Below are 13,796 nucleotides of genomic sequence, written 5' to 3'. Positions count from 1 at the left end.
AAGAATGCATAAGCTGGTTGAAAATTTAGCACTAAAGTACTATGATAAAGTAGTTGATTTAAGACATCAAATTCATATGCATCCTGAGCTTGAATTTGAAGAAGAAAATACAGCTCATTTAGTGTGTAAAATTTTAGATGAGTTTGGCATTAAATATCAAAAAAATATTGCAAAAACAGGAATTTTAGCTATTATAGAAGGAAAAAAGAAGAGTCAGAAAAAACCAAAATGCGTTCTTTTAAGAGCGGATATGGATGCTTTGCCTGTACAAGAAAAAACTAATCTAAGTTATGCTTCAAAAATTGATGGTAAGATGCACGCATGTGGACATGATGGACATACAGCAGGACTTTTGGGAGCTGCTTTGATATTAAATGAGCTCAAAGATGAATTTTGTGGCACGATTAAGTTTATGTTTCAGCCCGCAGAAGAGGGAAGCGGTGGAGCTAAACCTATGATAGAATCAGGTGTATTGGAAAATCCTTATGTTGATGCGGTTTTTGGTTGTCATTTATGGGGGTCTTTGCTTGAAAATACTGCTCAAATTGTAAGTGGTGAAATGATGGCTGGAACGGATATTTTTGATTTGGAATTTATTGGCAGAGGAGGGCATGGAGCTCATCCGCACACTTGTATAGATCCTATAATTATGGCAACACAATTTGTAAATAATATACAAAGTGTTGTTTCTAGGCGTTTAGCCCCTTATGAAGCAGGGGTGATTACCGTAGGTCAAATTTGTGCAGGAACTACTTATAATGTTATTCCTGCAAATGCTTATTTAAAAGGAACCGTGCGTTTTTTAAATGATAAAATACAAGATATTTTAAAAAGTTCTCTAGAAGAAGTGGCTGCTGCTACAGCAAAATCTAATGGTGGAGATTATAAGCTTAAATATACTAAAGAATTTCCTCCATTGATTAATGATGAAAAAGCTGCTTTCATAGCAAGAAAAGCTTTTGCAAAGGTCTTAGGAGAAGAAAATATCATTGTTTCTTCTAAACCTGACATGGGGGCTGAAGATTTTGCTTTTTTAACACGAGAAAGAATGGGAGCTTATGTATTTGTTGGAATTTCAAAGGATTTAAATCATCCAGCTTTGCACCATAGTTCTACTTTTTGTTGGGATGATGAAAATTTAAAAGTTTTAATGCAGGGTGATGTGATGATGGCTTTAGAATTTTTAAATTTATAAAATAGAATTAAAAATTCACAAAAAATTCACAAAAAATGAGTAAAATTTAATCTTGATTTTTCTTTAGGATTTGTTATTATGAAAAAGAAGATTGTTTTAATCATTTTAATTGCAATACTTGGAAGTGTTGGGGCTTATTTTATTTTTTTTAATAATGATGAAAAAATCAGCTATTTAACTCAAAAAATACAAAAAAAAGATATATCTCAAACCATAGAGGCAGTAGGAAAGGTATATGCCAAAGATCAAGTCGATGTAGGTGCTCAAGTTAGCGGACAAATTATAAAACTTTATGTCGATGTGGGAACTCATGTAAAGCAAGGTGATTTGATCGCTCAAATTGACAAAGATAAACAACAAAACGATTTAGATATTACAAAAGCTCAGCTTGAAAGCGCTAAGGCTAATTTAGAGAGTAAAAAAGTTGCTCTTGAGATTGCAAGTAAGCAATATCAAAGAGAGCAAAAACTTTATGCAGCTAAAGCAAGTTCTCTTGAAAATTTAGAAACTCAAAAAAATAATTATTATACTTTAAAAGCCAATGTTGTAGAGCTTAATGCTCAAGTAGTTCAGCTTGAAATCACTCTTAAAAATGCACAAAAAGATTTAGGTTATACAACCATTACTGCTCCTATGGATGGTGTTGTGATTAATGTAGCTGTAGATGAAGGACAAACAGTTAATGCTAATCAAAACACTCCTACTATAGTCCGTATAGCTAATTTAGATGAAATGGAAGTAAGGATGGAAATAGCAGAGGCTGATGTGAGTAAGATAAAAGTAGGAACAGAGCTTGATTTTTCTTTGCTTAATGATCCTCAAAAAACTTATCATGCTAAGATTGCAAGTATAGATCCAGCTGATACTGAAGTGAGTGATTCTAGTACAAGCTCAAGCTCATCAAGTTCGAGTTCTTCAAGCTCAAGCTCATCAAATGCTATTTATTATTACGCAAAATTTTATGTAGCCAATAAAGATGATTTTTTGCGTATTGGTATGAGTATACAAAATGAAATTGTTGTAGCAAGTGCAAAGGCTGTTTTAGCAGTGCCAACTTATGCAATTAAAAGTGATCCAAAAGGCTATTATGTTGAAATTTTAGAAAATCAAAAAGCTGTTAAAAAATATGTTAAACTTGGTATTAAAGATTCTATCAATACTCAAATTTTAGAAGGTGTAAATGAAAATGAAGAATTGATAGTAAGCTCAAGTGCTGATGGCTTAGCTCCTAAAATGAAGTTGAGATTTTAATGATTTTTCTTAAAAATATTTGCAAAAATATAGGCGAAAATGCCATTTTAAAAAATGTAAGTTTAAGTATAGAAAAAGGTGAATTTGTTGCTATTATAGGACAAAGTGGAAGTGGTAAAACTTCACTTTTGAATATCATAGGAACATTAGATACGCCAAGTAGTGGAACTTATGTTTTTGATGAGTATGAAGTCACTAAACTTAATAACGATGAAAAAGCAAGATTAAGGCGTGAAAAAATAGGCTTTATATTTCAAAGATATAATCTTTTAAGCTTGCTTAGCGCTAAAGAAAATGTTTCTTTACCTGCAGTTTATGCGGGAAAAAATTTACAAGAAAGAAGTCAAAACGCTAAAAAACTTTTAAATGATTTAGAATTAGCTCACAAGTTAGATTCTAAACCGAATGAATTAAGCGGAGGGCAGCAACAACGCGTTTCTATAGCAAGAGCTTTAATCAATGGTGGAGAGCTTATTTTGGCTGATGAGCCAACGGGAGCTTTGGATAGTAAAAGCGGTATTATGGTGCTTGAAATTTTACAAAAACTTAACGCGCAAGGTCATACTATAGTCTTAGTAACTCATGATCCAAAAATTGCAGCACAAGCTAAAAGGGTTATAGAAATTAAAGATGGAGAAATTTTAAGCGATACTAAAAAGGAAAAAGCTCAAGAAAAACTCACTTTAAAAACAATGTCTAAAGAGAAAAAAACACTTACTTTGCTTAAAAATCAAGCCTTTGAGTGTTTTAAGATAGCTTATTCTTCCATACTTGCACACAAACTTCGTTCTATTTTAACTATGCTTGGAATCATCATAGGTATTGCTTCTGTAGTTTGTGTTGTAGCTTTGGGGTTGGGCTCTCAAGCTAAGGTGCTTGAATCCATTGCAAGACTTGGAACAAATACTATTGAAATTCGTCCTGGAAAAGGATTTGGGGATTTGCGTTCGGGTAAAACAAGGCTTAATTTTAGTGATTTAGAAACGCTAAGATCTTTAGAATATTTAGAAGCAGTTGATGCTCACTCAAATACTTCAGGTGTAGCAACTTATACCAATATTTCTTTAAGTGCAAGAGCTGAAGGAGTGGGGGTAAATAATTTTGCCATAGAAGGTTTAAGGATAGATGCGGGAAGAATTTTAAATAATGATGATGTAAAAAATAGTACCAATGTTGCTGTGTTAGATTTTAACGCTAAAAAAAATCTTTTTCCTGATGAAAAAAGTGAAAATATTTTAGGTCGTGTGGTACTTTTTAATTCTCAACCTTTTAAGATCATAGGAGTTTTGCAAAAAGATACAGACAAGCCTATAGAAGATAATGTAGTGCGTCTTTATATACCCTATACAACACTGATGAATAAGCTTACAGGAGATAGAAATTTGCGTGAAATCATAGTTAAGGTTAAAGATGATGTGAGTTCAACTTTGGCTGAAAATGCTATCATAAGAATTTTAGAAATTAAACGCGGACAAAAGGATTTTTTTACTTTTAATTCTGACACCTTTAAGCAAGCTATTACAGCAAATAAACGCACTACAACGATACTTACAGCTTGTGTGGCTGTGATTGCTTTGATTGTTGGGGGTATAGGAGTGATGAATATCATGCTTGTTTCTGTAAGTGAAAGAACAAGAGAAATAGGCATACGCATGGCTATAGGGGCTAGAAGAGAAGATATTATGATGCAGTTTTTAATCGAAGCGGTTATGATTTGTACTATAGGGGCGATTTTAGGTGTGATTTTATCGATTTTTGTTATTTTTGCTTTTAATACTTTAAGTACTGATTTTCCTATGATTTTAAATGCCTATTCTGTGCTTTTGGGACTTTTAAGTTCTATGTTTATCGGTGTGGTTTTTGGTTTTTTCCCTGCAAGAAATGCAGCAAATTTAAATCCTATTAGTGCATTATCAAAGGAATAAAGTGAAAATAATACTTAGCATTTTTTTAGCATTTTTCTTGAGCGCTTGTGGTGCAAAACTTAGCTTGCCTAAAGAAGTTGATTTAACTCAAGAACAAATGAAAGATTTAAATCTCACTTATGATTGGTATAGATCTTATGATAATGCAAAATTAAATGAATTTCTAAATTTTGTTTTATTAAATAATAGTGATATTAATATTGCTAGAAAAACTTTGCTTTCAGCTTTGGCTAGAGCCGATTTGATTAATTATGATTTATATCCGACTTTAAGTGGAAATTTGGGTTTTGGTGCGGATAAAGATTTAAATTCAGGCAAACAAAGTAAAAATTTCAATAATTCTTTAAATTTAAGCCATGAGCTTGATATTTATGGCAAATTAAGAGATAGCGCAAGTGCGAGTGAATTTAGTGCGAAAGCAAGTGCTTATGATCTTGAAAATTTAAAAATAAGCATGATCAATACAGCTTTAAATAATGTGTTTGAGCTGGCTTATTTTAACGATGTAGATAAATTGCTTCGAGTCTATCTTTCAAATTTAGAACAAATGAAAGAGCTTTATAGCTATAAATACAAACTTGGAAAAATAGAAGAATTAGATCTTTTAAACATAGAACAAAGTCTATTAAGAGCTAAACAAAATTTATTAAGCAATGATAAAAATCGTAATTTACTCATAAAAAATTTACAAGATTTATTGGCAAAGCAAGAAGGTTTTGCCTATATAGAGTATTTTAAAACTTTATCTTTAAATGATTTTAAAACCTTAAGTCCTGATTTTAACATACCTTTAAAAGCCTTAGCATACCGTGCAGATGTGAGGTCTAAACTTAATAGCTTAAAATCAGCTTTTAAGGATTATTCTTCCATACAAAAATCTATTTTGCCTAGCATTTCTTTAGGTGGAGCATTAAGTGGGAGTGATAAAAAAATTGATGATAGTTTTAAATTTGAAATTTTAAGTGGCAATGTTAAGATTTCTTTGCCTTTCTTAGATTATGGTAGAGTAAAGCAAAATATCAAAATTTCACAATTTGCTTATGAACAACTTTTAATTTCTTATGAGCAAGCTTTACAAAGTGCGATGAATGAATTTGCATTGAATTATAAAGACTATCAAAGCGACACCTTGCTTTTGCAAAATTTGCAAAATATTAACATTAAACAAGAGCTTATCGCTAAGGCGTATTATGAAAAATATATTTTAGGAAAAAGTGAATTAAAAGATTATTTGGATGCAAATAACACTTTAAATTCTACCCAGCAAGAATTTTTAAGAGCTAGATTTAATCTTTTAAAAACCATTAATTCTTACTATCAAATCACAGCTTTAAGTTTTAATGATGAAAACTTAGAATTTCCTAAGTATTAAATTTAATAATCGATGATATTTTTTAAATCCTCGAGTAACTTTTTAGCCATCAGCTCATAGCCTTTTATAGTAAGATGTACATCATTGAGCGAAAGCTTTTGTTCTATCCATTTGTTTTTTCCCCCACTATCTTGCATAAACTGATGCATATCAAAGATAAGAGTTTTTTCTTCTTTAGCAACTTCATATAATGCTTTGCGTATGGTAAAAAAATCAGGAGCAAGCTTATAGTTTTTACCCTGTTTTTGAACTACGGTTGGTGGAGAGATTAGCATGATAACAGCGTTTTTATTGTAAGTTTTTAAAATGCTAATCCATTTTTTTAAATTATTTTTGAATTTTTGTTTTTCAAACCCTTTAAAGAGTGCATCATTAGAACCATAAGCAAGAATAATTAAATCATTGTGTAAAAGTTCTAGTTCTTTTTTTACAACTGCTTGATTCCAAGAGAGCCATAAATCACTTTTGGCACCATTGATTGCAATGGTATCTAAGAAAATATTATTATCTTTATTTGTGATGAAATATCCTCCTAGCTCAGCATCCTTTTGTAAGGCTGAAATTTGCAAAGGAAGATCAAGTTCTAGTTCTTTATAAGACCATTTGTTAATTTGTGTAGTTTTTAACTCATAGCTTTGGTTTTTTGCATCTTTGATGCTAAAAGCATTGGTATTTTGCTTGGTTTTAAATAAAAATCCTATCTTGAATTTTTTTTTATCTAAGGTTGTATCAAGGTTGATTTTTGCACCTTTGATTTTTGCTTTGGCTATTATCCCACCTAGTGGAAAATTATGTCCAGCATTAGCAGGATTTCTTGAGTTTAAAATTTCAAAGTTTTTATAAGAATAAACAAGATTAAGATTTTGTTGATATTTGGGCTGTAGAGGATAGGCAAAACCTATAGAGTTAGAGCGGATTAAATATCCTCTTATGACACGCGGAAAGAAATCAGCCGCCATATGAGAATCTCCATAAATTCTAATTCCTATGTTTTGATTTTTTTCTAATTTTTTTTCTAGATTTTTAAGATCTTTTTTTGATACATAACTTGTTAAAGCAGAGTGATTTTTGTTTTGATTGAGTATGGAATCTATTGTGTCATTTGTATTTAAATTTTGTGCATAAGAGCTAGTAAAAATAATAAAAAACAATAAGATAATTTTAAATTTATTTACTAGCATTTTCTTCCTTAAGTTTTATGTGTTCTAATAAAAGTTTAGACATTTCTCTTGCACCACTTGGGGTAAAGTGAATCCCATCATCTGTTCTTACTTTTATACTTCTATTGTTTTCATCTTTTATATAAGCTGAGTATTCATCATTGACACTAAAAAATAGTTTAGTGTTGATAAAAATTTCTTTATTTTTAAGAATTTCATTGCTGTAAATTTTATTGAGCACTTGTATTTTTTTGTTCAAATCTTCTTTTTTTACAGGAGGGATTTCAAACCAAAAAACCTTGGCTTTATGTTTTTTAGCGATTTTAATGATTTCATCTACACGATTTGTATAAATATCTATCCAAGAAGGGGAGCCAAAACGATGGTAATTTCCTCCTTTTTTAATATCCCAAGGATCATTAGCACCAAGAAGAACAACAAGATATTTAATATTTGAGTTTTTAACAAAAGCTTCATTGGTTGCTTTTGACCAGTTAAAATAGGATTTATAAGAAAGGCCTGTATTTTGTTTACTAAGATCGGTTACCTTAAGATTTAAATTTCTTAAATCTCTATTTAAGGCTATTGCAACACCTTGCATTAAAGAATCTCCGATAAATAAAAACTCATCTCCATTTTGTAGCTCTAATTTGGTATTGTCGATAAAACTAATATTTGCATCTTGGATTAAGGTTAGATTTGTTTCTTTATGAGAAGTGTTTTCATCATTTTCTAAAGTGTTTAAAACTTTATCTATTTTACTTAAGTTTTCATCTGTTGATTTACTTTCTTGATTTGTATCTTCTTCATTGGTTTGAGGCAAGGGTTCGTTGCTTAAAATTGCACGAATTTGTTCTAATTTAATTTTGAAGCCATTGGCTTCTTTTAAAAGATCATTATGAGGATAGAATGCAAAATGATATTTTTGTTCTATATAAGAGCTAATGCTCTGATTCATAACTACAACAACCAAGCCAAGTACTATAATCAAAATGAAGAAAAATCTAACTGCACTCATCTAAAAACTCGAATAAATAAAATCAGGAATTCCATCTGGCATAAAAGCAAAAACCAAAAGTAAAATAAAAGCTATGATAAAAGGTTTTAGTAAAAATGGAGTAAGGTTTAAAATCTTAATGCAATATTCTTTAAAATTAATAAATAAAGGATAGATCATAAAAAGAACCCCAAAAGCAACCAACATGTAAATATCATTATAGGATGGAATTTGGAAGAAATTATAATAACAAGCTTTAAAATATTCTATTGCATCTTCTAGATTTTTGCTATAATAAAAGAAAATCCAAGTAAAACATACAAATTGAAAGGTTAAAAATCTTCCTAAAGCTGGAATTTTTTGTAAACTAAATTTGCTTAAAGCTAGCAAATGTATAAAAACTATGCCAATGCCATGCAATAAACCCCAAACAATAAAAGCAAGTGTATTGCCATGCCATATACCTGAAAGTATAAAAGCGATGAGTATATTAACTATAGTGCGTGGCATTCCTTTTCTATTGCCCCCTAAAGGTATATAGATATAATCTCTTATAAAGGTTGAAAGACTGATATGCCATCTAGCCCAAAAATCTTTTAGATTTTTTGCAAGATAAGGCATGTTAAAGTTAGGTGGAAGGGTAAAACCTAACATTAAAGCAAAAGCACAAACTAAATCAACATATCCGCTAAAATCGCAGTATATTTGAATCGCATAGGCGTAAATTGCGCTTAAAAGTTGTATGAAATTATAAGATTGTGGAAAGTCTAAAATACTTTTAGCATAAATTCCAAGGTAATTGGCTATTAAAACTTTTTTAACTATACCAAAAACAAGCAAGATGATGATTAAATTTGCATGTTTAAATTCGCGTTTTTGATAGGCTTGTTCAAAGAAAAAAGAACTTCGCATAATAGGTCCTGAAAGTAGTGTTGGAAAAAATGATAAGAAGGTTGCTAAATTTAAAAAGCTTTCTAAACGGCGTTTTTGGTAAACTTCTACAAGATAAGTGATAGAAGTAAAGGTATAAAAACTAATTCCTATTGGAAATACTAAATCAATATTTAAAAATTCTAAACCGAAAAAATCTAATATCTCATCAATACTTCCTTTGATGCTAGGAAAGTATTTAAAAAAACATAAATTTAAAACAATAAAAGCCATACAAGTAGCGAAAATATAACGCTTGCGACGCACAAAAATAAGCAAGGCAAAATAGTGTATAAAAAAGGTGTATATAAATAAAACCAAGGCGAAATAAGGATTGATTAAAATATAAATAATATAAGAGAAAATTAAAATTAAAATATTTTGTATTTTGTAATCATTTTTAAAAGTCCAATAAATAGCAAAAAAAGCTATCATTAAGATACTAAATTCTAAAGAAAAATAAGTCATACCTTCAATCCAAAGCGAGATTTGCCCATAGTAGGGCAAAGATTATTTTTTTCTGCTTAATGCAATATTTTTGATGTATTGATCAGCTAAATAAAGTCCATTTCCGTGTTCTCCGATTAATTTAATCTTGTCAACTATACCACGGAAAAGTGCTTCTTCTTCGTGTTGTTCGCTTACATACCATTGTAAGAAATTAAAAGTAGAATAGTCTTTATGTGTTAGCATGTGTTCAACTAAAGTATTGATTGATTTTGTGATAAATTGCTCATGTTCATAGGTTTTTTCAAAAACATCAAGCAAGGATTTGAAATTTTGTTCAGGCTGTTTTACTTCTTGAAGCTCTACATGAGAATCTGTTTCATTAAGATAAGTGATAAGCTTTTTGGCATGATCGCTTTCTTCGCTTGCATGTGCAAACAAGAAGGCTCCAGCTCCATCAAGACTGTTTTCATAGCACCAAGAGCTCATACTAAGATATAAGTTCGCTGCATACATTTCTTTGTTTATTTGTTCATTGAGTAATTTTACAACTTCTTTAGAAAGCATTCTTATCTCCTTATTAAAATTTAAAATGTTTTATAATGATATATTATTTTTTTAAAAACAAGCTAAATTTTTTGATAGTTAAAAATTATATTTAAGAAAAATGCAAAATAAAAAATGTTTCCAAAATGTTTCCAAGTTTTTTTAAACTTCCATTACTTTTTTTAAAGTTAAGGAGAAAAAATGAAAAAAATTCTATCTTTAAGTGTGGCAAGTTTTGCGCTTTGTGGTGCTTTAAATGCAGCAGATTTAAAAATCGCAGGTTCATCGACTGTGTATCCTTTTACTTCTTTTGTAGCTGAAGAATACGCTTCGATTAAAAATACAAAAACTCCTATAGTAGAGAGCTTGGGAACAGGGGGTGGATTTAAGGTATTTTGCGAAGGAACTACTGATATTTCTAATGCTTCAAGACCTATGAAATTAAGTGAATTTGAAACTTGCAAAAAAGCAGGAGTAACTGATATAGTAGGGATTATGATAGGTTATGATGGTATAGTTTTAGCTCAAAATAAAACCAATGCTCCATTAAATATCACAAAAAAAGAACTTTTCTTAGCATTGGCAAAAGAAATTCCACAAAATGGAAAACTTATACCAAATCCTTATACAAACTGGAATCAAATCAATAAAAATTTACCAAATCGTAAAATTAGTGTTTATGGTCCACCATCAAGTTCAGGAACAAGAGATACTATAGAAGAGCTTGTTATGAGTGATGTGTCTAAAAAAATTCCTGAGTATAAAGGCGAGTATAAAACTTTGCGTCAAGATGGTGCTTATATCCCAAGCGGTGAAAATGATAATCTAATCGTTTCAAAACTTACTATTGATAAAGATGCTTTTGGAATTTTTGGTTATAGCTTTTTAGTGAGCAACTCAGATAAAATCAATGTCGCTACTATCGATGGTGTTACACCAAGTGAAGAAAATATTGCAGATGAAAAATACGAACTTGCAAGAAGCTTGTTTATTTATATCAATGCTAAGAAAAATCCAAAAGAAGCCTTTGATTTTGCAAAAATTTACATGAGTGATGATTTGGCAAAAAGTGGCGGAGAACTTGAAAAAATAGGACTTGTTCCTTTAAGCGATGATAAATTAAAAGCTTCTCAAAAACATATAGAAGATAGAAAAATTTTAAATGATGAGCTTGTAAAAGCTGGAAAAGTTTTTTAAGGAAAAACTTTGCTAAAAGAAAAAATAATCAAATTTGCACTTTTTTTATGTGCTTTTGTAAGCGTGATAGTAAGCTTTGCTATCATGCTTACAATTTTAATTGAAGCTTTAAAATTCTTTCAAAAAGAAAGTGTTGCTACCTTTTTATTCTCAAGTCAGTGGGCAGCTGATGCAGCTTTTATGAATGCAGATGGCACGAGCAAACAAGGTGTTTTTGGAGCGCTATCGCTTTTTTGGGGAACTTTTTATATTTCATTGATTGCTATGCTAACGGCTTTACCTTTAGGGGTTATGTGTGCTATATATTTAGGTGTTTTTGCTGGCAAAAAATCTAAAAATTACTTAAAACCTATTTTAGAAATCATTGCAGGGATTCCTACTGTTGTTTTTGGATTTTTTGCAGCTATAGTCGTAGCGCCTTTTATAGTGTGGTTTTTTTCTTTATTTGGCATACAAGCAAGTTTTCAAAGTGCTTTAGGCGCAGGTTTTATCATGGGGATCATGATAGTGCCTATAGTGGCTTCGTTATCTCAAGATTGCATTGAAGCAGTAAGCGAGAAAAGGATTAATGGCGCTTATGCTTTAGGTATGACAAAAAAAGAAGTGGTTTTTGCTGTGATTTTACCTGAGGCTATTCCTGGTATAGTTGCAGCTTGTCTTTTAGGACTTTCAAGAGCCTTAGGCGAAACTATGATAGTGGTAATGGCAGCTTCTTTGCGTCCAAATTTAACGATGAATTTTTTAGAAGATATGACAACAGTAACGGTAAAAATCGTAGAAGCTTTAAGCGGAGATCAAGCTTTTGATAGTTCTTTAGCTTTGAGTGCTTTTTCTTTAGGTTTGGTGCTTTTTATCATCACTTTAATCATCAATATGTTTAGCGTTTATCTCATTAATCGCTTTCACAAAAGGAAAAATTTATGAAAAAACTTTTTAAAAAAAGACAAAAAGCTTCAAAGTCTTTTAAAAGACTTTGTAAAATGGGGCTTTATATTAATTTAATTTTTCTTTGTATCTTTTTAGGAAGTGTGGGTTATCTTGGAATTGGAGCTTTTAAGCAAACTTATATTTTTGTAGAGGCTAATAGAAATTCTCCTGTTTATGATCTTTTATCTCGTGCTGAGCAAAGAAAAATAAGAACAGGGCAAATCACTGAAAAAACTTGGCTTTTGGCAAATTCAGAAGTGGATCAATATATGAAGCAAAAATATAATCGCCTTAGTGAAAAACAAAGAACTTTAGTCGATGATCTTGTGCAAAAAGGCGATATAGAGCTTAAATTTAATAGCAATTTCTTTTTAAATGGGGACTCAAAATCTCCTGAAAATTCAGGAATTTTATCTTCAGTTGTAGGGACTTTGCTTGTTATGCTTGTTTGTATGGTTGTGAGTGTTCCTATAGGCGTTGCAGCAGCAATTTATTTAGAAGAATTTGCGCCACAAAATATCCTTACACATTTTATAGAAGTGTGTATTAACAACCTTGCAAGTATTCCAAGTATCTTGTTTGGACTTTTAGGACTTGGAGTGTTTATCAATCTTTTTGGAATGCCTCGATCAAGTGCTTTAGTGGGTGGGCTTACTTTGGCGATCATGAGTTTACCTATTATCATTGTTTCAACCAAAGCGGCTTTAAAAAGTGTGGACATTAACATGAAAAATGCTGCTTATGCCTTAGGTATGACAAAGGTTCAAATGGTAAAAGGTATTATGTTGCCTTTGGCTATGCCTATGATTTTAACAGGTTCTATTTTGACTTTAGCTGGGGCTATAGGCGAGACTGCACCTTTGATGATTATCGGTATGATAGCATTTATCCCTGATGTAGCTAGTTCAATTTTTGATCCAACTAGCGTTTTGCCTGCTCAAATTTACTCATGGTCAGCTATGCCAGAGCGTGCATTTTTAGAAAGAACAGCAGCGGGTATTATTGTGCTTTTAGGACTTTTAGTCGTGTTAAATCTTAGTGCGATATTATTAAGAAAATATTTTCAAGGAAAATTAAAGTGATAGCAAAAACAACAAATTTAAATTTATTTTATGGAAAAAAACAAGCTTTATTTGATATCAATATGCAAATAGAACAAAACAAAATTACCGCACTCATTGGTGCTTCAGGATGCGGTAAATCCACTTTTTTGCGTTGTTTTAACAGAATGAATGATAAAATTGCAAAAATCGATGGTTTAGTAGAAATTGAAGGAAAGGATGTTAAAAATCAAGATGTAGTAGTCTTGCGTAAAAATGTAGGCATGGTTTTTCAACAACCTAATGTTTTTGTAAAAAGCATTTATGAAAATATCTCTTATGCACCAAAACTTCATGGTATGATTAAAAATAAAGATGAAGAAGAAGCTTTGGTGGTGGATTGTTTGCAAAAAGTAGGGCTTTTTGAAGAAGTTAAAGACAAACTAAAGCAAAATGCCCTAGCTCTTTCAGGCGGACAACAACAACGCCTTTGTATCGCAAGAGCTTTAGCAATAAAACCTAAGCTCTTGCTTTTAGATGAGCCAACTTCCGCACTTGATCCTATTAGCTCAGGTGTTATAGAAGAGCTTTTAAAAGAATTAAGTCATAATCTTTCTATGATCATGGTTACGCATAATATGCAACAAGGTAAACGCGTGGCTGATTATACTGCATTTTTTCACCTAGGTGAGCTTATAGAATTTGGTGAAAGTAAAGAATTTTTTGAAAATCCAAAACAAGAAAAAACCAAAGCTTACTTAAGCGGTGCTTTTGGGTGAGATTTATACAAAAACAAGTATCTTTGTATT

General features: G+C 31.0%; 12 protein-coding genes. 8 read left to right on the top strand and 4 right to left on the bottom strand.

Features of this window, described 5'->3' with window-relative positions:
* Nucleotides 1-4 precede the first annotated feature (4 nt).
* From AJ932_RS00405 to AJ932_RS00390, 4 genes are all read left to right on the top strand, one after another.
* Nucleotides 5-1,195 carry a M20 family metallopeptidase gene (locus tag AJ932_RS00405; protein WP_070278484.1) on the top strand — a complete coding sequence of 397 codons (1,191 nt, stop codon included), beginning with the start codon at nt 5-7 and terminating at the stop codon, nt 1,193-1,195.
* 78 nt (nt 1,196-1,273) lie between these two features.
* On the top strand, nt 1,274-2,446 hold the full coding sequence (locus AJ932_RS00400) for an efflux RND transporter periplasmic adaptor subunit (RefSeq protein WP_070278485.1): 1,173 nt from the start codon (nt 1,274-1,276) through the stop codon (nt 2,444-2,446).
* Nucleotides 2,446-4,371, top strand: a complete 1,926-nt coding sequence (locus AJ932_RS00395; RefSeq protein WP_070277241.1) for an ABC transporter permease — start codon at nt 2,446-2,448, stop codon at nt 4,369-4,371. The genes AJ932_RS00400 and AJ932_RS00395 overlap by 1 nt, the downstream gene beginning before the upstream one ends.
* A gap of 1 nt (nt 4,372) precedes the next feature.
* A complete protein-coding gene (locus AJ932_RS00390; protein WP_070277240.1) occupies nt 4,373-5,743 on the top strand; it encodes a TolC family protein in 1,371 nt (456 codons plus the stop codon).
* A gap of 2 nt (nt 5,744-5,745) precedes the next feature.
* Here the strand turns inward: AJ932_RS00390 and AJ932_RS00385 are convergent, their stop codons facing one another.
* The 4 genes from AJ932_RS00385 to ctf are packed head-to-tail and all read right to left on the bottom strand — an operon-like array spanning nt 5,746 to nt 9,844.
* Nucleotides 5,746-6,924: an SGNH/GDSL hydrolase family protein gene (locus AJ932_RS00385; RefSeq protein WP_070278487.1), complete on the bottom strand. Its 1,179-nt coding sequence runs from the start codon at nt 6,922-6,924 to the stop codon at nt 5,746-5,748.
* Nucleotides 6,911-7,921: a DUF459 domain-containing protein gene (locus AJ932_RS00380; RefSeq protein ID WP_044780017.1), complete on the bottom strand. Its 1,011-nt coding sequence runs from the start codon at nt 7,919-7,921 to the stop codon at nt 6,911-6,913. The genes AJ932_RS00385 and AJ932_RS00380 overlap by 14 nt, the downstream gene beginning before the upstream one ends.
* Nucleotides 7,922-9,298: an MBOAT family O-acyltransferase gene (locus AJ932_RS00375; RefSeq protein ID WP_044780018.1), complete on the bottom strand. Its 1,377-nt coding sequence runs from the start codon at nt 9,296-9,298 to the stop codon at nt 7,922-7,924. It lies immediately after the preceding gene.
* 42 nt (nt 9,299-9,340) lie between these two features.
* Complete coding sequence (ctf, locus tag AJ932_RS00370; protein WP_002852256.1) at nt 9,341-9,844, bottom strand: non-heme ferritin; 504 nt, start codon at nt 9,842-9,844, stop codon at nt 9,341-9,343.
* 180 nt (nt 9,845-10,024) lie between these two features.
* Between ctf and AJ932_RS00365 the strand changes: the two genes are divergently transcribed.
* The 4 genes from AJ932_RS00365 to pstB are packed head-to-tail and all read left to right on the top strand — an operon-like array spanning nt 10,025 to nt 13,766.
* The gene (locus AJ932_RS00365) at nt 10,025-11,020 is read left to right on the top strand and encodes a substrate-binding domain-containing protein (RefSeq protein WP_070274095.1); all 996 of its coding nucleotides are present in this window, start codon (nt 10,025-10,027) and stop codon (nt 11,018-11,020) included.
* 9 nt (nt 11,021-11,029) lie between these two features.
* Nucleotides 11,030-11,944: a phosphate ABC transporter permease subunit PstC gene (pstC, locus tag AJ932_RS00360; RefSeq protein WP_053872560.1), complete on the top strand. Its 915-nt coding sequence runs from the start codon at nt 11,030-11,032 to the stop codon at nt 11,942-11,944.
* Entirely contained in the window at nt 11,941-13,029 is a 1,089-nt protein-coding gene (gene pstA, locus AJ932_RS00355) for a phosphate ABC transporter permease PstA (RefSeq protein WP_044780021.1), read from the top strand. The genes pstC and pstA overlap by 4 nt, the downstream gene beginning before the upstream one ends.
* Entirely contained in the window at nt 13,026-13,766 is a 741-nt protein-coding gene (gene pstB / locus AJ932_RS00350) for a phosphate ABC transporter ATP-binding protein PstB (RefSeq protein ID WP_038853906.1), read from the top strand. The genes pstA and pstB overlap by 4 nt, the downstream gene beginning before the upstream one ends.
* Nucleotides 13,767-13,796: the final 30 nt, after the last annotated feature.

Origin of the sequence: Campylobacter sp. BCW_6873 (assembly GCF_001762365.1) — a bacterium.
Taxonomy (GTDB): Bacteria; Campylobacterota; Campylobacteria; order Campylobacterales; family Campylobacteraceae; genus Campylobacter_D; species Campylobacter_D jejuni.
Note: the sequence above shows the minus strand (reverse complement) of the source record. Positions and strands in the feature narration are given on the sequence as shown.